The 17,269-nt window shown below is 73.6% G+C and carries 13 protein-coding genes; 5 read left to right on the plus strand and 8 right to left on the minus strand.

The genetic code is table 11. From position 1 onward, the window contains the following. Positions 1-128 precede the first annotated feature (128 nt). Positions 129-2,444: an ABC transporter family substrate-binding protein gene (locus tag ACVV2G_RS05225; RefSeq protein WP_453841387.1), complete on the minus strand. Its 2,316-nt coding sequence runs from the start codon at positions 2,442-2,444 to the stop codon at positions 129-131. A gap of 334 nt (positions 2,445-2,778) precedes the next feature. On the opposite strand from ACVV2G_RS05225, the gene ACVV2G_RS05230 reads away from it, so the two are divergent. Genes ACVV2G_RS05230 through ACVV2G_RS05245 form a run of 4 tightly spaced genes read left to right on the plus strand, consistent with a single transcriptional unit; the run spans position 2,779 to position 6,649 of the window. Beyond that, complete coding sequence (locus ACVV2G_RS05230) at positions 2,779-3,066, plus strand: hypothetical protein (protein WP_453841388.1); 288 nt, start codon at positions 2,779-2,781, stop codon at positions 3,064-3,066. A 28-nt stretch (positions 3,067-3,094) separates the two neighbouring features. Then, a complete protein-coding gene (locus tag ACVV2G_RS05235; RefSeq protein ID WP_453841389.1) occupies positions 3,095-3,931 on the plus strand; it encodes a hypothetical protein in 837 nt (278 codons plus the stop codon). Positions 3,932-3,947: 16 nt separating this feature from the next. Next, a complete protein-coding gene (locus ACVV2G_RS05240) occupies positions 3,948-5,885 on the plus strand; it encodes a fumarate reductase/succinate dehydrogenase flavoprotein subunit (RefSeq protein WP_453841390.1) in 1,938 nt (645 codons plus the stop codon). Continuing rightward, positions 5,882-6,649, plus strand: a complete 768-nt coding sequence (locus ACVV2G_RS05245; protein WP_453841391.1) for a succinate dehydrogenase/fumarate reductase iron-sulfur subunit — start codon at positions 5,882-5,884, stop codon at positions 6,647-6,649. The genes ACVV2G_RS05240 and ACVV2G_RS05245 overlap by 4 nt, the downstream gene beginning before the upstream one ends. A gap of 16 nt (positions 6,650-6,665) precedes the next feature. On the opposite strand, the gene ACVV2G_RS05250 is transcribed toward ACVV2G_RS05245, so the two are convergent. From ACVV2G_RS05250 to ACVV2G_RS05275, 6 genes are all read right to left on the minus strand, one after another. Continuing rightward, positions 6,666-7,940 (minus strand): glycoside hydrolase family 18 protein, encoded by a 1,275-nt coding sequence (locus tag ACVV2G_RS05250; protein WP_453841392.1) that lies wholly within the window; start codon positions 7,938-7,940, stop codon positions 6,666-6,668. Between the two features lie 277 nt (positions 7,941-8,217). Then, positions 8,218-10,815: a SpoIIE family protein phosphatase gene (locus ACVV2G_RS05255; RefSeq protein WP_453841393.1), complete on the minus strand. Its 2,598-nt coding sequence runs from the start codon at positions 10,813-10,815 to the stop codon at positions 8,218-8,220. Positions 10,816-11,115: 300 nt separating this feature from the next. Further along, positions 11,116-11,580, minus strand: a complete 465-nt coding sequence (locus ACVV2G_RS05260) for an ATP-binding protein (protein WP_453841394.1) — start codon at positions 11,578-11,580, stop codon at positions 11,116-11,118. An 80-nt stretch (positions 11,581-11,660) separates the two neighbouring features. Next, positions 11,661-12,083 carry a (deoxy)nucleoside triphosphate pyrophosphohydrolase gene (locus ACVV2G_RS05265; protein ID WP_453841395.1) on the minus strand — a complete coding sequence of 141 codons (423 nt, stop codon included), beginning with the start codon at positions 12,081-12,083 and terminating at the stop codon, positions 11,661-11,663. Positions 12,084-12,133: 50 nt separating this feature from the next. Then, complete coding sequence (locus tag ACVV2G_RS05270) at positions 12,134-12,325, minus strand: SPOR domain-containing protein (RefSeq protein ID WP_453841396.1); 192 nt, start codon at positions 12,323-12,325, stop codon at positions 12,134-12,136. A 646-nt stretch (positions 12,326-12,971) separates the two neighbouring features. Next, positions 12,972-13,724 carry a GntR family transcriptional regulator gene (locus tag ACVV2G_RS05275; RefSeq protein ID WP_453841397.1) on the minus strand — a complete coding sequence of 251 codons (753 nt, stop codon included), beginning with the start codon at positions 13,722-13,724 and terminating at the stop codon, positions 12,972-12,974. Positions 13,725-14,425: 701 nt separating this feature from the next. On the opposite strand from ACVV2G_RS05275, the gene ACVV2G_RS05280 reads away from it, so the two are divergent. Next, positions 14,426-15,622, plus strand: coding sequence for a serpin family protein (locus tag ACVV2G_RS05280; protein ID WP_453841398.1), 1,197 nt, complete (start codon positions 14,426-14,428; stop codon positions 15,620-15,622). A 7-nt stretch (positions 15,623-15,629) separates the two neighbouring features. Here the strand turns inward: ACVV2G_RS05280 and ACVV2G_RS05285 are convergent, their stop codons facing one another. Further along, entirely contained in the window at positions 15,630-17,222 is a 1,593-nt protein-coding gene (locus ACVV2G_RS05285) for a S8 family peptidase (RefSeq protein WP_453841399.1), read from the minus strand. Between the last annotated feature and the right edge of the window lie 47 nt (positions 17,223-17,269).

The raw sequence follows: 17,269 nt of genomic DNA on the forward strand, positions 1-17,269 counted from the left end.
TGCGTACGTCCGTGTCACGCGGGCCTGCCGGGCGGTACATGCCACGGCCTCACCCCATGGTACGGGGCCCCGGGGGCTGCGGCTTGCCGGGTCGCGGACGCACGGGCCGGGGGCGGCCGCTCACGAGCTCACGACGAGGGGCGCGCCGGGGCCTCGGCGCCCCGGGCCCCCTTCTTCAGGAAACCCATGTCCTCGTGGACGGGCGTCTCGAAGCCGAAGGCGCCCGCGTTGGCGAGGTCCTTGCGGGCCGCCATGAGCTGGGGACGCTGGTAGAGGGGGATGGAACCGGCCGCCGCCCAGATCCGCGAGTCGGCCTTGCGCAGCAGGTCGCGGGCCTCCTTCTCGTCCAGCGTCGCCATGGCCTGGTCGAAGAGCTGGTCGACCTGGTCGGTGCCGACCCGGGTGTAGTTCTGCGCGACGTTCAGGGAGCCGTCGGCGGCCGGGACGGGCTTGGCGTAGACGGGGCGGGCGTCGGTTGCGGGGTAGGCCGAGGCCGGCCACGAGTAGAGCGCCAGGTCGTACTCGCCGGAGGCGATGTGGTCCTTGAAGTAGCTCTCGTCCGAGACCTTGGTGGTCTCGACGCCGATGCCGATCTCCTCCAGCATGTCCGTGATGCGGTCGGCCACGGTGCGCAGCGGCTCGGCGCCGGGACCGGAGGGGAGCACGAAGCTCAGGGTGAGCGCCTTGCCGTCCTTGGCGAGCGGTGCCACCGCGGAGCCGGCCGGGGCGGCGGTGCCCTTGGGGGCGTAGGCGCCGGGGGCGCCGCCCTGCGCGGTGTTCTTGCCGCTGCTGTGCTTCTCGCCGCTCTCCTGGCCGCTACCGCCGGCGCCGTCGCCCTCCTTCTCCGCCTTGCCCTTCTCCCCCTTCTCCCCCTTCTCCTTCTTGTCCTTCTCGTCCCCGTCCTTCTCGTCCCCGCCGTCCGCGTTCTTGTCGTCCTCGCCGACGATGTACGTCCCGTCGTCGCCGCCGTCGGACTTGTCGCCGCCCTCGTCGTCCCCGGACTTCTCGGCGCCGGCCGCCTTCTCGCCCTCCTCGGGCTCCTTCACCGGCCCGCCGGGCACCCACCCGGCGTCCGCGAGGAGGGCCCGGGCCTCCTTGGCGTTCTGGTCGCCGAGGGCGCCGCTGCCGTCGGCGTAGACGGGCTGGCCGGAAAGGGCGAGGTGGCTGCCCACCGGCTCGGTGGGCAGGCCCAGCGGCTTCAGCACCGCCCTGGCGAGCGCGTCGCGGTCCAGGGCGCGGGCGACGGCCCGGCGGACGCGTTCGTCGGCGAGGGGGCCGTCGGCGCCGTTGAGGGCGAGCTGGGTGTAGGCAGGCTCCAGCGACTTGCGGACCTCGAAGCCGCTGAGGGCCTTCTGCCGGCGTTCGCGCTTCGCCGCGGCCTCGCGCCGCTTCTCACGGGCGAGGACCTCCTCCTCGGCGGCCTCCTCGTCGGAGCCGTTGGCGACCGCCCAGGAACGCAGGGCGGCCGCGGCGGACCTGCCCTGCGGCCCCGGGCGGGGCGACGCGTCCGCGGCCGGCGTGCCGTCGGGGCCCGTGAGCGGGGTGCCGGTGCCGGCGCCCTCGGGGGCGGCGGCCAGGGCGACCCGGCCGGCGGTGTCCGGGTCGATCTCGGCCAGGTCCAGCCTGCCGGCGACCAGCTCGGCGACCCGCTCGTCGCGCGGTACGGCGCGCAGCACGATCTCGTCCAGCTTGGCCGGCTCCCCCCACCAGCGCGGATTGCCGGTGAGGACGACCTCGTCGGCCTCGGTGTCGACCTTCTTGAGGGCGAAGGGGCCGGCGGTGACCTTGAGCTTGCGTCGCGCGCCGTCGTTGAAGGTGTCCGGGGTGCCCATGACGTCCTTCGGGTACAGCGGTGTGAACAGCGACTTCCAGTCGGCGTAGGGCCGGCTGAAGGTGACCCTGACCTCCAGGTCGCCGGCGCCGCGCTCGATCTTCTCGATGCGGTCGTAGCCGGCGTTGCGGGCGGTCCAGTAGGCGCTGTCCTTGCCGGACAGGGCACGCCACTGGGCGGCGAAGTCGGCGGCGCCGATCTCCCGGCCGTCGCTCCACACGGCCTGCTGGTTGAGCTTGTACACGACGACCTGTTTGGGCTCGGTCTCGACGACCTTCGCCGACTCCAGGTACTCGGGGTCGCGCACCGCACGGCCGGCCTCGTCCATCCGGTACATCGAGGGCAGCACGGCCTGCGCGACGCGGGTCGTGGTGGTGTCGGCGTCCGACTGGAAGGTGTTGAGGGTGTCCGGCACGGAGTCCACCGCCCAGCGCAGGGTGCCGCCGTCGGCGATCCGGGCGCGGGCCGCGGAGGCGATGTCCTGCTCGGCGAGCGGTTTGCCCGACGGGTCCTCGGAGCTGCAGCCGGCCAGCGCGGGGACCGCGAGCGCGCTCGCGGTGAGGAAGGCGACCGAGCGCATGACCGCGCGCGGTCCGACGCCGACGTGAGACATCTCTGCTACCTCCGGAAGGCCGCGGGCGCGGTGATCGCCCTGGCGGCGTCTGCGTGACAGGCGCGATATGCGGTATTTGGAGTTGATCATTTGTATCCGGACGGGGATGCGGCCACTGAAGAGGAAACGGTTCGCCGACGCCGGGAGACACGACGGCGACGGCGCGCAAGCCCACCCGTGCGGCGCAACGCCACCCGCGACGCACCGACACGCCCCGGCCAATCGCGGCACGTCCCTTCCCAGCGGCAGGTGTGACGCGCGACACTCTCAGGCGCATGAACGTCGCCATCCAGGGCCGGCCCGCGCCGTTGGCGGGCGGAAGTGAGGTCACGTCATGTCCGTGCACGACGACCTGACATCGATGCAGCGCAGTCTCGACGACCTGTCCCGGTCGGTGGCCCGGCTGGAGCAGCAGATGGGCAGCGGCGGCCTGGAGGTCCGCCGGGTCCGCACCGACGCCGACCACCTGCGCGAGAGCGTCGCGCTGCTGCGCGCGGCGGCCGCTCCGGACACGCCCGGACGTCCGGACCTCGTCCCGATCCCCGACACGCCGTACGACGGCTCGCTGTGGACGGACTCGGACGACGAGGGCCTCGGCGCCCGCGACCGACGCGCCCCCTGAACCCGACCCGACCGACCGGAGTCGCCCCGTGGCCACTGGCACGGAACCCCCAGACACCGCACCGCAATCCCGGGGCCGCGGCGTCCACAGCCCGACGCGCGCCGCCATCCGCGCCCCGCACCTGCGCACCGACCGCTGGTGGCTGGCCCCGGCCGCCACCGCCGCGGGCCTGCTGGCCTTCGTCGTCTACTCGACCTGGCGGGCCTTCGCGGGCGCGGACTACTACGCGGCCCCCTACGTGTCGCCCTTCTACTCCCCCTGCCTGGCGGAGAACTGCCGGCCGATGCAAGGCGGCCCCAACTGGGAACTCCTCGGCGGTTGGTGGGGCCTCTCCCCCGCGATCATCATCCTGGTCTTCCCGCTCGGTTTCCGCCTGACCTGCTATTACTACCGCAAGGCCTACTACCGGGCCTTCTGGGCCTCCCCGCCGGCCTGCGCGGTGGCCGAGCCGCACAGGAAGTACACCGGCGAGACCCGCTTCCCGCTCGTCCTGCAGAACATCCACCGGTACTTCTTCTACGCCGCCCTCCTGGTCGCGCTGATCCTCACCTACGACACCGTGCTCGCCTTCCGCGACGAGCACCACGACTGGGGCCACATGGGCCTGGGCACCCTGGTGTTCCTGGCCAACATCGTGCTGATCTGGGCGTACACCCTCTCCTGCCACTCCTGCCGGCACATCGTCGGCGGCAAGCTCAAGCACTTCTCCCGGCACCCCGTGCGCTACCGGATGTGGCGGTGGGCCGGGCGGCTCAACGCCCGCCACATGCAGCTGGCCTGGGCGTCGCTGGTGAGCGTGGCCCTCGCCGACCTCTACGTGTACCTCGTCGCGTCCGGCGCCTTCGACGATCCGCGCTTCTTCTGATGAGTGAGGCCTTCTGATGTCCGTGGTCGACCGGCAGGAATGGGACGTCGTCGTGGTGGGCGCGGGCGGCGCCGGGCTGCGCGCCGCGATCGAGGCCCGCGAGCGGGGCGCCCGTACGGCCGTCATCTGCAAGTCCCTGTTCGGCAAGGCGCACACGGTGATGGCCGAGGGCGGCATCGCGGCGGCGATGGGCAACGCCAACGCCGGGGACGACTGGCAGGTCCACTTCCGCGACACCCTGCGCGGCGGCAAGTTCCTCAACCAGTGGCGGATGGCCGAACTGCACGCCCAGGAGGCGCCGCAGCGGGTGTGGGAGCTGGAGACCTGGGGCGCGCTGTTCGACCGTACGAAGGACGGCCGGATCTCGCAGCGCAACTTCGGCGGCCACGAGTACCCGCGCCTGGCCCACGTCGGTGACCGTACGGGCCTGGAGCTGATCCGCACCCTCCAGCAGAAGATCGTCTCGCTCCAGCAGGAGGACTTCGCGGAGAGCGGCGACTACGAGGCCCGTCTGAAGGTCTTCCAGGAGTGCACGGTCACCCGCGTGCTCAAGGCCGACGGCCAGGTCTCGGGCGTCTTCGGCTACGCGCGCGAGACGGGCCGCTTCTTCGTGCTGGAGGCGCCCTCGGTGGTGATCGCCACGGGCGGCATCGGCAAGTCCTTCAAGGTGACGTCGAACTCGTGGGAGTACACCGGGGACGGCCACGCCCTGGCGCTGCTGGCCGGGGCGCCCCTGCTGAACATGGAGTTCGTGCAGTTCCACCCGACGGGCATGGTCTGGCCGCCGTCGGTCAAGGGCATCCTCGTCACGGAGTCGGTGCGCGGCGACGGCGGGGTGCTCAGGAACGCGGACGGCCGGCGGTTCATGTTCGACTACGTCCCGGACGTCTTCAAGGACAAGTACGCCGTGACGGAGGAGGAGGCCGACCGCTGGTACGACGACCCGGACCACCACCGGCGGCCCCCCGAACTGCTCCCCCGCGACGAGGTGGCGCGCGCCATCAACACCGAGGTGAAGGAGGGCCGGGGCTCCCCGCACGGGGGCGTCTTCCTCGACGTCTCGACCCGCATGCCCGCCGAGGTGATCCAGCGCCGGCTGCCCTCCATGTACCACCAGTTCAAGGAGCTGGCCGACGTCGACATCACGGCCGAGCCGATGGAGGTCGGACCGACCTGCCACTACGTCATGGGCGGCATCGCCGTCGACTCCGACTCGGCCGCCGCGCGCGGGGTACCGGGGCTGTTCGCGGCCGGTGAGGTGGCCGGCGGCATGCACGGCTCCAACCGGCTCGGCGGCAACTCGCTGTCCGACCTGCTGGTGTTCGGGCGCCGGGCGGGCTGGCACGCGGCCCGGTACGCGGCGGGGCGGGCCGACGCGGCGCGGCCCCGGGTGGACGACGCGCAGGTGGACGCGGCCGCCGCGGAGGCGCTGCGGCCGTTCTCCGCCGGGACGGGCTCGCCCGACGACGGTCCGCCGGAGAACCCGTACACGCTCCATCAGGAACTCCAGCAGACGATGCACGACCTGGTCGGCATCATCCGCCGCGGGCCGGAGATGGAGCGGGCCCTGGAGAAGCTCGCGGAGCTGCGGGTACGGGCCCGCCGGGCCGGCGTGGAGGGGCACCGGCAGTTCAACCCGGGCTGGCACCTCGCCCTGGACCTGCGCAACATGCTGCTGGTCGGCGAGTGCGTGGCACGGTCCGCGCTGGAGCGCACCGAGTCGCGCGGCGGGCACACCCGCGAGGACCATCCGTCGATGGACCGCCGCTGGCGCCCGGTCAACCTGCTGTGTTCGCTGGCCGACCCGACGGGCGGCCCGGCGGCGACGGACGCGGAACGCGGCCGGATCGTCCTGGAGCGGACGGCCACCGAACCCGTCCGACCCGACCTGCTCGCCCTCTTCGAGAAGGAGGAGCTGGTCAAGTACCTCACCGAGGAGGAGCTGTCCGAATGAGCGGCTACGAGGCCCGCTTCAGGGTGTGGCGGGGCGACGTGGAGGGCGGCGGCCTGGAGGATTTCGGGGTCGAGGTGAACGAGGGCGAGGTGGTCCTCGACGTCATCCACCGCCTCCAGGCCACCCAGGCCCCCGACCTCGCCGTGCGGTGGAACTGCAAGGCGGGCAAGTGCGGTTCCTGCTCGGCGGAGATCAACGGGCGCCCGCGACTGCTGTGCATGACCCGCATGTCCGTCTTCACCCGAGAGGAGACGATCACCGTCACGCCCCTGCGCGCCTTCCCGGTCGTCCGCGACCTGGTGACGGACGTCGGTTTCAACTACGACAAGGCCCGCGAGATCCCGGCGTTCGTGCCGCCCGCCGACCTCGGGCCGGGTGAGTACCGGATGATGCAGGAGGACGTGGACCGCTCGCAGGAGTTCCGCAAGTGCATCGAGTGCTTCCTGTGCCAGGACACCTGCCACGTCGTACGCGACCACGAGGAGAACAAGCCGGCCTTCGCGGGCCCGCGCTTCCTCATGCGCGTCGCCGAACTGGACATGCACCCGCTGGACTCCGCCGACGACACGGGCCTCGACCGGGGACGCACGGCCCAGGAGGAACACGGCCTCGGCTACTGCAACATCACCAAGTGCTGCACGGAGGTCTGCCCCGAGGGCATCAGGATCACGGACAACGCGCTGATCCCCCTGAAGGAACGGGCCGTGGACCGCGCGTACGACCCGCTGGTGTGGCTGGGCTCGAAGATCAGGCGCCGCTCCTGACGGTGCGCGGGCGGGCTCAGCGCACCCAGCCCTCCCGGTACGCCCGCCAGTCCTCCTCCGTCGCCGCGAAGTCGATGTAGGCGGCGACGCCGAAGCGGGCCCGGCCGGCGTCCGTGCGGGACAGGCCCAGGCGGACACCGCGGACGGCGGCGGCGACCGTCTCGGCGTGGTTCCAGTGGCCGAAGCGGTTCTCGTGGTAGAAGGGCAGGCCCATCAGGAGGTGGGTGGTGGGCGGGGTCGCCTCCAGGGCGAGCGAGGTCTGCTGGGCGACGTAGCCGCCGTAGGTGCTCTGCAGGGGCTGCATGGTGTCGTACGTCATGACGGCGATCTGGTCGACGCGGCGGGCGACCTGGCCGAAGAACTCCTGCGACCACCACTTCGGGTGCCCGGTGAGGGCGCCCCAGAAGGAGTGGAAGGCGGGGAGCGGGTCGATCTGGTGCGCGGCGACGGACAGCTGCGCCTCGCGGGCGCGGGTCGTCTCGCGCAGGTCGTCCAGGAGGGAGAGGTAGTTCCGGTCGCCGGAGTGCAGGGGCTCCACGTCGAGGTGGACGCCGTCGTAGCCCGCGTCCAGGACCTGGCCGGCGCTGCGGACGACGGCGGCACGGGTACCGGCCCGCTCCAGCCGCATGCCGTCCGGGGTCTCGGTGGCGAGGACGTCGCCGAGGAAGGCCTGGACGCGGACTCCGGGAAGCTCCCGGTGCACGGCGTCGGTCAGCCGGCGGGCCTTCGGGTAGCGCGACCTCGGCAGAGTGCCGTCGTGTTCCATCGGGCCGGTGTGGACGTACAGGTCCCGGATGCCGGTGGTCCTCAGGCGCCGGGCGAGCGCGGTGACGTCCGCGTCGTCCTTGCGGCCGTCGACCCAGGCGTGGCCGAGCCACATCGCGTCGCGGTTCCTGGTGTACGTGCCGTCGGCGGGGTCTCCGACGTACGCGACGCGCAGGGCCGCCTCGGCGGTGAGGAGGGGCAGCAGCAGGACCGCTAGGACGGCGAGGAGGGTTCGGCGGGCGCGGGCGCGGGTGCGGCGCGGCCGGCGGTTCTTCCGCGGTCTTCCCTCCGCGACACCGTTTTCCCCCTCGCCGGCCGGTGCGGGTGGCCCCTGCGGGGAGTTCTCCTCGTCGTCCGCGGGGGCGGTGGGGTCAGGGGCGGTGGCCGCGCGGGCGGTGGGTTCAGAGTCAGTGGCCGCGGGGGCGGTGGCGGCCGGTGCACCGGCCGCCGGATCGCCGGCCTTCGGTGCACCCGTCTCCGGGTCACCGGCCGCCGGTTCGTCGGTCTTCGGCTGTGTGTGGTCCACGGCGTTCCCCTCCCTGTCGCCCGCCCCGGTCGCGGTGGCCCCCTCGCACTCGTACGCTGCGCGGGTGAGGCCATGTGGCAGGTGGGACCGGTCGTGGCTGGTGTTGCCGACGTGGACGACTCGAACCGGTGTTCCGGTTGCAGCCGGGGGCTCGCCACGATGATCTCCGCCGACCTGGTGCCGCCCCTGGTCGCGGCCGGGGCGGCCCTTCTCCTGGCCGGGCGCGCCCGGGTGCGCCGCATCCGGCGCACCCGGACCCGTACGACTCCCGGCCGCGTCAGAACAGGCTCAGCAGGGCCTCCGCCGGGTCGGTGAGCCGGGTGTCGCCGCCCGGCAGGGGCAGTTCGAACCACACCGTCTTGCCGCGCGGCGTACGACGTGAGCCCCAGGCCGCGCTGAGCAGGCCGACCAGCTGCAGGCCGCGGCCGCCCTCGTCGGTGTCCCGGGCACGGCGCCGGCGGGGCTGGACCAGGCCGGAGTCCCAGACCTCGCAGACCAGGGTGCGGTCGAGGAGCAGGCGGAGCCTGATCTCCCCCTCGCCGTACCTCAGGGCGTTGGTGACCAGCTCGCTGACGAGCAGTTCCGTCGTGTCGACCAGTGGCTCCATGTCCCAGGCGAGCAGCTGGACACGGGCGTACTCGCGGGCCCGGCCGACGCTGCGCGGCTCGCGCGGCAGGGTCCAGTCGCCGACGGACTCGCTGGGCAGGCCCTGGACGCGGGCCATCAGCAGGGCGATGTCGTCCTCGCCGTGGTGGCTGTCCAGGGTGTTGAGGACCTGGTCGCAGACGTCCTCCAGCGGACGGGTGGGGTCCCTGAGCGCCCCGACGAAGGCCTGGAGGCCCTCGTCGAGGGGGTGGTCGCGGCTCTCGACCAGCCCGTCCGTGTAGAGGGCGAGCAGGGCGCCCTCGGGCAGTTCGACCTCCACCTCTTCGAAGGGTTCCCCTCCGACGCCGAGCGGCAGGCCCGGCGGCACGTCCAGCATCAGCGCGGACTCGCCGGGCTCGACCAGGACGGGCGGCAGGTGGCCCGCGTTGGCGAAGGTGCAGCGCCTGGTCACCGAGTCGTAGACGGCGTAGACGCAGGTCGCCAGGTACACCTCGGACAGGTCGGCCTCGCGGGGGCGGCGGGCGGCCCGGGTCGCCTGCTGGACGCCTCCGGGGGCTCCGAGGCCGCGCGCGATCTCGTCGAGCTGGGAGAGCACCTCGGCCGGTTCGAGGTCGAGCTGGGCCAGGGTGCGGACGGCCGTGCGCAGTTCCCCCATCGCCACGGCGGCGCGCAGTCCGCGGCCCATGACGTCGCCGACGACCAGCGCGGTGCGGTGACCGGGGAGTTCGATGACGTCGAACCAGTCGCCGCCGACCTCGCTCGGCCGGCCGGTGGCGGCGTTGCCGGGCAGGTAGCGGCAGGCGATGTCGAGGCCGGAGGCCTCCGGGTCGCCCGGCGGGAGCAGGGAGCGTTGCAGTATCAGCGCGCGTTCGTGCTCGCGCCGGTAGAGGCGGGCGTTGTCGATGCAGACGGCTGCTCGCGCGGCCAGCTCCACGGCGAGGTCGCGGTCGCGGTCCCCGAACGGCTCGCTGCCCTTGGTCCGGGCGAACTGGACCAGTCCCACGACCGTGTCGTGGGCGACCATCGGCACGGCCAGCGTGGACTGCACGAGGCCGCCGTCCTCGGCGGGGACGGTGCGCGGACGGGCCGCGCGCAGGGCGTCCGCGCAGGGCGAGGTGAACGGGTAGTGGTGGACGGCGCCGAGCCGGACCCGTTCGCCGGCCCCCTGGAACGGTGCGTCGGAGACGGCGCTGGAGAAGGCGACGCGGCGCAGCTCCGCGCTGCCGTCGGCGAGGCCGGGCGGGGTCTCGTCGCCGGCCAGCAGGCCCTGGTAGAGGTCGACGGTGGCCAGGTCGCAGAAGCCGGGGACGACGACGTCGAGGAGTTCCCGGGCGGTGGTCTCCAGGTCGAGGGAGTTGCCGATGCGGGCGCCCGCCTCGTTGAGGAGGGCGAGGTTGCGCCGGGCGGCGGCGGCCTCGCGGGCGGCCTCGCGACGGGCGGTGATGTCGGTTCCGAGCCAGGCGACGCCGATGGGCCGGCCGGAACCGCTGTGCACCCGGTAGAGGTTGACGGACCAGTGGCGGCGCTCGTCGGAGCCCGGCGCGAAGCCGGTGACGTGCATGTCGGTGATGGAGTCGCCGGTCTCCAGCACCCGGCGCAGGGTCGCCGAGACCCGGTCGGCCTCGGCGCGCGGCAGGTAGTCGTGGACGCCCTTGCCACGGTGGCCGTCGGGCGTACCGCCGAAGACGGAGGCGAAGCGCTGGTTGGCGCGGCGCACCCTGAGGTCGGGGTCGATCAGCAGGAAGCCGAAGGGAGACTGGCCGAATATGGCCTGCGAGGCGGCGAGGTCGGTCTCGATGCTGCGCAGGACGCGGACGTCGACGACGATGCAGACGGCGGCCTTCTCACCGTCCTCGGTCCGCGTCGGCATGACGTACACCTCGGCGAGGCCGCGCTGTCCGCGTCCGCGCCGCCCGCCTCCGGTGCCGGTGTCCGGTGTCCGGTCCGGTGTCCGGAAGGGGACCACGCCGGTCCACTCCCGTCCGTCGAGGATTTCGGCCATTTTCCGCTGGCCCCGCTCCCGCAGGTCGGGGTCGATGAAGGCCTCGATGGGATCGGTGCCCACGGCGTGCTCGGCCGGGATGCCGAGCAGTTGCTCCGCGCGCAGGCTCCACTGTTCGACGAGCCCGTCGGGACCGATGGAGAAGGAGGCGACCTTGACGTAGTCGTAGATGGAGCCGGGCGGGCTGCTCTGCCACACCGCGTCACCGAACGGCGCGCCGTCCGACGGGCCCTCGGACTCCGAGGCCCTCGCTGGTATCTCGCTCACGCGAACCGTCCCCTCCAGCTCACCGCGTCCGGCACCGGTCACCGGGGGCGGCTGTCCGCAGTATCCAGCACTACGGCGCCGCACGACACGGTGTTCACGATCACAGCACGATCCCGATGCTTTTCGGTCCGGACCGTGACAACACTTCCAGTCTTCTAACCAGCGGACACGACATCGAACCACTCGATCCGAGAACTGCCACCGGCCTGATCCGGTCGGCCGGCGGGACCGGACCCGGAACCGGGGCGAATCCGGGCGGTGGAGGAGGCCGTGAGACGCCCGCGCCACCCGGTCATCCGGTCATCCGGTCACCGCGAGTTCGAACCACACCGTCTTGCCCACCTCTCCGGGCCGGGTTCCCCAGCGCCGCGCGGAGGAAGCCACCAGTTGCAGTCCCCGGCCGTTCTCGTCCCCGGGACGGGCGACGCGTCTGCGGGGCGGGTCCGGGAGCGGGTCGGAGACCTCCACCAGCAGCACGCCGACCGGTCCGGCGGGGCGGTGCACCAGACGGACGCCGATGGGGCCGGTGGCGTGCCGCAGGGCGTTGGTGACCAGCTCGCTGACCAGCAGGGCGGCGATGTCGCCGACGCTGTCGAGCTCCCACCCGTGCAGCGTGCGGCGGACGAGGGAGCGGGCGGTCCGCACGGCGTCCGGTGCCGCGGGGAAGACCCACTCGGCACGTCCGCCCTCGCTGTCGATCACGCCGCTCACTTCCCCGGCCGACGCCCGCAACCCTGCCCGATTTTTAGGGGTTAGTGGGGACATACCCGATATGCACGCCCCGGTACCGTCCGGACAGGCGCATGGTGGCACCACCGGCGCACAGGGCGCTCCCGTCGGTCCGTTCACGCACCCGGCGTGTCCGTCACCGCCGGTCCCAGGTGTTCGAGCGCCCGCTCGACGGCCGGTACGTCCTGGTCGAGCCAGGGCACGTCCCAGATCTCGGCGGGGGTGAGCCAGCGCAGCTCGTCGTGATCCTCGAGGGGTTCGGGGGCGGCGGAGCCGGGGAGCAGACGCGCGGTCCACACCTGGAGGACGAGAGGGGGTCTCAGCGGCCACTGTCCCGGGACCCGCTCACCGGGCTCGGCCGTCACGCCCAGTTCCTCGCGCAGTTCGCGCACGAGGGCCGCCTCGGGCGCCTCGTCCGCCTCCACCTTCCCGCCGGGCAGCTCCCACCGTCCGGCCAGCTCGGGCGGTGCGCTGCGGCGTGCGGCCAGCAGGCGTCCGTCGTCGATCAGGGCGGCGCCCACCACGATCCGTTCCGTCATACGCCGGAGCCTACGGCCGTCCGGCGGGTGCTCCGGCGCCGCCGGGGCGGTCAGTCCGCCGCGCCCGTACCGCTCACGCCGAGTTCCTCGACCCAGTAGAGCTGCTGGTGCCCGCGGCCGTCGAGGGTGTCCGCGACGCTCTGGGCCTCGTCCCGCGTCGCGTACCGGCCCACCCGGTAGCGATTGCCGTTGTCGTCCTGCCGGAAGACCAGCCAGGGCAGAGTGACCGTGCCGTCGTTCATCGCACCCCTCCACTTCCCGTCCGCGGCACGCCCCGCGCCCCGCCCGCCAAGGAAACCCCGATCCGCATATGCCGGACCCTACGCCCAACCTTCACGCAGCGAACACGACTTTGCACAAAGAGGTACGCAACCAGCCAGAACGCAGGGGGCGCGCGAGACGAAACGCGCCGCCCCGCACAGGGACGCTTCCGGTCGGAGGCGCACCGGGGACTGCGAGGGCGACCAGCGGGAACGGCCGGATCGCGGCGCCATGCGGACGTCGGCGCGAGGCACGGGCGCCGGTGGGCAGGCGGGGCAGGGGCGCGAGAGGCGCACGGGAGGCGTGCGCCATCTCACACACCCGGGGCGCGTGAACTCCCGCGGGAGCACCACGGCCGCGCACTGCGGTGGAAGCAGGCGCGTGCGCACTCCGGCGGGAGCGCCGCGGGCGGGCACACCGGCGGACGCAGCGCGCGCGGGCACCGCGGCAGGAGCACCGCGCGTGTTCCTTCCGGCGAAAGCACCGCGCGCCGGCACACCGGCGGGAATGCCGCGCTTGGGAGCACCACGGGCGGGCACACCGCCGGCGGGAATGCCGCGGATGGGAGCACCACGGGCGGGCACACCGGCGGGAATGCCGCGGGCTTGAATCCCCGGGCCGGAGCGGCTACTTGACGGGCAGGTGGTACGCCACCCGGTAGCGGTCGGCCGGGACGACCACGTCGGCCGTCTCGACCGCGCGGCCCGAGGCGTAGAACGTGCGCTGGACGACCAGGACCACATGCCCCGGAACGCCGCCCAGGGCGAGCAGCTCCTCCGCGAGGCCGGGGCGGGCGCCGACCTCCTCGGTGACGTTGTCGACGACGACGTCGATGGCGGCCATCCGCTCGACGACCCCCATGCCGCCGAGCGGCCCCTCCTCGGGCAGCATCACCGGCGTGCGGCCGGTGAGGTCCAGCGGCTCCCAGGAAGTGGAGAGCATCATGGCCTCGCCGGCCTCCCGGAAGACGTACCGCGTGCACATCACCCGGTCACCGGGCTTGATCCCGAGCCGCTCGGCGACGGCGCCGCTCGCCTCGGCCTGCTCGCTGCGCGACTCCCAGGTGCCGCGCGTCTCGCCCTCGGCCTGCTCCTGCCGGAAGGGGGTGGCGCCGCCCGACGGGCGGTATCCGGAGCGGGCGATGCGGCGGGGCACCGGCCGCTCGCGCACGTACGTCCCGGAACCGGAGCGTCCCTCGACCAGGCCCTCGGCCATCAGCACCTTGCGCGCCTCCAGGGCGACGGTGTCCGAGACGCCGTACTCCTCGCGGATCCGGGCCTGGGAGGGGAGGCGGGTGTGGGGCGGCAGCAGGCCGTCGGCGATCTTCTTGCGGAGATCACCCGCGACACGCAGGTACGCCGGCTGCTCACCGAATGTCACTGGCCGCTCCCGTCAGGTTGTACAGACAGCAACAGCGTGGCAACCGCGGGTTCGCCCAGGCAAGCAAAGGCCAGAGAACCACTCGATGTGATGACTTGTGGGTGCGGGGGGCTTTACGCAGGCACTTTCTCCCCGGTATGGCCACCGTCACACCTCCCCGCCGGGGCTCCCTCCCCCACCGCCGTCCTCCTCGTCCACCGGCGGCGTGGCGTCCAGTCCCGGGGACCGGCGGGCGGTGACCGCGGTGCCGGCGCCGACGCGCGCGGCCCTTGTCCACGTGCTCCCGGAACGGGCCCGCGTCGAGGCTCGCCCGGGCGGCGGCGGACTCCTCGCGCGCCGCCTCCGGACCGGCGACCAGTTCGGCGACCGCCCACCGCGAAGCTCATCGCCCCGCTCGCCCCTCCTCCGGACCCGGGCGAGCGCGACCACCCCCGGCGCGAGACCGGTCCCGGGCACGAAGCGGAGGACGTCGAGCACGAAGGCGGCGACGGCCGCCCCGTTGACGGACGTCCGGCGGGGGTGAGCCCCGCGGGACCCGTCCCTGGGGCCCCCGGGGCCGGGCGGCGGCGGTGTGGGCACGTGTACCGTGCTCCTGTTTCGGGCGGTGACGTGCAGGCGCCGCGGGGCGGGGCCGGGCCGCGCCCGTGGGGCGTCCGGCCGATCACTGAGCGCCGGGCAGGTACGCGACGGACGGGGGCGGTATGCGGGTCACACCCACGACGATCCGGGCGGTGAACGCCCTGACCGGACGCTGGGCGGCCGCCACGAGCGGCGGCACGGTGTTCTCCGCCGTGGGCGTGTGGCCGCTGCTGGCCCTCCTCGCGGACGGCGCGGCGGGCGCGGCCCGGGCGGAGCTGACGGAGGCGGTGGGCGTGCCCGCCGACCGGGCGGCCGGAGCCGCCCGGGAACTGCTCGCCGGGCTGGGCCGCGTGCGCGGCCTGGAGACCGCCCTGGGGCTGTGGACCAGGCGCACGCTGGAGCTGCACGAGGAGTGGGAGGCGAAACTGCCCGTCGGCGCGCACGGGGTGCTCACGGGCGACGAGACGTCCGACCGGGAGGCACTGGACGCCTGGGCGGTGAGGCGCACGGGCGGGCTGGTCGACCGGATGCCGGTCGCGGCGGCGCCGGACACCGAGATGGTGCTGGCGAGCGCGCTGGCGCTGCGCACCCGGTGGCTGCGGCCCTTCGAGGAGACGTACCTCGCGCCGGAGAGCGGCCCCTGGGCGGGACGTGGGCTGCGGGGACTGTGGCGGCAGAGCGCACTGCTGGACCGGATCGGTGTGGCGGACACGCCCGGCGGCCGGGTCACCGGGCTGGCGGTGCTGGGGCACGACGCCGTCGACGTCCATCTGCTGCTCGGCGAGGTGGACATGACGCCCGGACAGGTCCTGGGAGCCGGCATCGGCGTCCTCGCGCGCACGCACCCGGTCGTACCGGGCCCCCGCCTGCCGTACGGGGAGGCGGGCCCGGGCCTGCGTGTCGTACGGGAGCCCACGGTGACGCCCGAGCCGCCGACGCTCGACGTGACGACGCCGGCGTACGGCATGACGGCCGGACACGACCTGCTGGAACGCCCGGAGCGGTTCGGACTGGCGACCGCGGCGCTGCCGGTGCCCGGTCACTTCCCCGGCGTCAGCGCGCATCCCCTGTGCGTCCGGGCGGCCCGGCAGTCCGCCGTGGCCCGGTTCGACGCCCGGGGCTTCGAGGCCGCCGCGGTGACGGCCCTCGGCGTGCCCGGGGCGGGGATGCCGCGCCTGCGCTGGTCGCGCACCACGGTCCGGGCCGTCTTCGACCGCCCCTTCGGCTTTCTCGCCGTGCACCGCCACACGCGCCTCGCCCTCGCGGCCGGCTGGGTCACCGACCCGGAGCCGTACCGCGAGGACGAGGGCTGTCACTGAGCGGGCGTCAGAACTGCAGGGCCCAGGCGTCGATGCGCCCGGTGTCGAACGACGCGTTGTCGCCGACCCGCAGCTTCCACGTGCCGTTGGCCGTCTCCGAGGAGGCGTTCACGGTGTACGTGGTGCTGATGTCGTTCGCGCTGCCGCCGGTGCCGTACGCCTTCAGCGTGTACGCGGTGCCGTCCGGGGCGACCAGCTGGACCTGGAGGTCGCCGATGTAGCTGTGGACGATGTTCACCTCGACGGCCAGGGACGAGGGCGCGTTGCCCGGGACGCCGGAGACGGTCACCGGGGACTCGACGGTGGCGTTGTCCTGGATGGTGTAGTCGCCGGTGTTCTCGAAGCGGTCACCGGTCGGCGGGGGCGTGGTGCCGCCGCCGACGTACAGCAGCCGGTTGGGCGAACCGCTGCCCGGGTTGGTGACGACGCCGGTGGTGGCGGCGGACGTCAGGGCGGAGGCGACCTGGGCGGGGGTGGCCGAGGGGTTGTCGGCCAGGTGGAGGGCCGCGGCCCCGGCGACGTGCGGGCTCGCCATGGACGTACCCGAGATGGTGCTGGTGGCCGTGTCGCCGCTGCTCCACGCCGAGGTGATGGACGAGCCGGGCGCGAACAGGTCCAGGACCGAACCGTAGTTGGAGTAGCTCGCGCGGGCGTCGCTCGACGTGGTGGCGCCGACCGTGATCGCCTCCGTCACCCGGGCCGGGGACTTGGTGGAGGCGTTGGTGGACTCGTTGCCGGCCGCGACGACGAAGGTGATGCCGGAGGCGACGGCGTTGCGCACGGCCGCGTCCAGGGCGCTGTCCGCGCCGCCGCCGAGGGACATGTTGGCGACGGCCGGCTTGACGGCGTTGCGGGCGACCCAGTCGATGCCGGCGACCACCTGGGCGGTGGTCCCGGAACCGGAGTTGTCCAGGACCCGGACGCCGACGACCTTCGCCTGCTTGGCGACGCCGTACGCGCCGCCCGCGACGGTGCCGGCGACGTGGGTGCCGTGGCCGTGGCCGTCCTGGGCGGTGTTGTCGTTGTCGATGGCGTCGTAGCCGTAGGAGGCGCGGCCACCGAAGTCGCTGTGGGTGATGCGCACGCCGGTGTCGACGACGTACGCCGTCACGCCCCGCCCGGCGCTGTCCGGGTAGGTGTACGAGTTGTTCAGCGGGCGGTTCCGCTGGTCGATGCGGTCCAGGCCCCAGGACGGCGGGCTGGGCTGGGTGCCGGTGACGTGGAAGGTGCGGTTCTGGACGACCGAGGCGACGGCCGGGTCGGCGGCGAGACGCTTCGCCTCGGACTCGGAGGCCTCGACCGCGTAGCCGTTGAGGGCCTTGGTGTAGGTGCGCTCGATGTCGGCGCCGTACTTCTTCGCCACGGCGCGGCCCTCGGCGGTCCCGGACCTCGCCTCGTCCGCCTTCAGGGTCACGATGTAGCTGCCTGCGACCGCGTTCGCCGCGTCCTGGTACTGGACACGGCCCTCCGCGGCGGCCGGGGCGGCGCCCGCGGGGAGCGCGGAGACGAGGCTCGCGGCGAGGGCCGCGGTGGCCGCGGCGCAGACGGCGGCCAGTCTTCGCCGGGTGGGGCGGTGGGGGTGGTGACGCAGCACTGCCATGTGAGGGGTCCTCCTCAGTCGGTGGTGCGTGGTGGGGTTCGTGCACG

The organism is Streptomyces sp. JK94, assembly GCF_053613315.1.

What these genes read in the sequence shown, in the direction of transcription:
- ACVV2G_RS05270 (WP_453841396.1), bottom strand. Translation starts at nt 12,325, where the DNA reads ATGAACGACGGCACGGTCACTCTGCCCTGGCTGGTCTTCCGGCAGGAC.
- ACVV2G_RS05225 (WP_453841387.1), bottom strand. Translation starts at nt 2,444, where the DNA reads ATGTCTCACGTCGGCGTCGGACCGCGCGCGGTCATGCGCTCGGTCGCC.
- ACVV2G_RS05260 (WP_453841394.1), bottom strand. Translation starts at nt 11,580, where the DNA reads ATGTCCCCACTAACCCCTAAAAATCGGGCAGGGTTGCGGGCGTCGGCC.
- ACVV2G_RS05280 (WP_453841398.1), top strand. Translation starts at nt 14,426, where the DNA reads ATGCGGGTCACACCCACGACGATCCGGGCGGTGAACGCCCTGACCGGA.
- ACVV2G_RS05240 (WP_453841390.1), top strand. Translation starts at nt 3,948, where the DNA reads ATGTCCGTGGTCGACCGGCAGGAATGGGACGTCGTCGTGGTGGGCGCG.
- ACVV2G_RS05265 (WP_453841395.1), bottom strand. Translation starts at nt 12,083, where the DNA reads ATGACGGAACGGATCGTGGTGGGCGCCGCCCTGATCGACGACGGACGC.
- ACVV2G_RS05245 (WP_453841391.1), top strand. Translation starts at nt 5,882, where the DNA reads ATGAGCGGCTACGAGGCCCGCTTCAGGGTGTGGCGGGGCGACGTGGAG.
- ACVV2G_RS05285 (WP_453841399.1), bottom strand. Translation starts at nt 17,222, where the DNA reads ATGGCAGTGCTGCGTCACCACCCCCACCGCCCCACCCGGCGAAGACTG.
- ACVV2G_RS05230 (WP_453841388.1), top strand. Translation starts at nt 2,779, where the DNA reads ATGTCCGTGCACGACGACCTGACATCGATGCAGCGCAGTCTCGACGAC.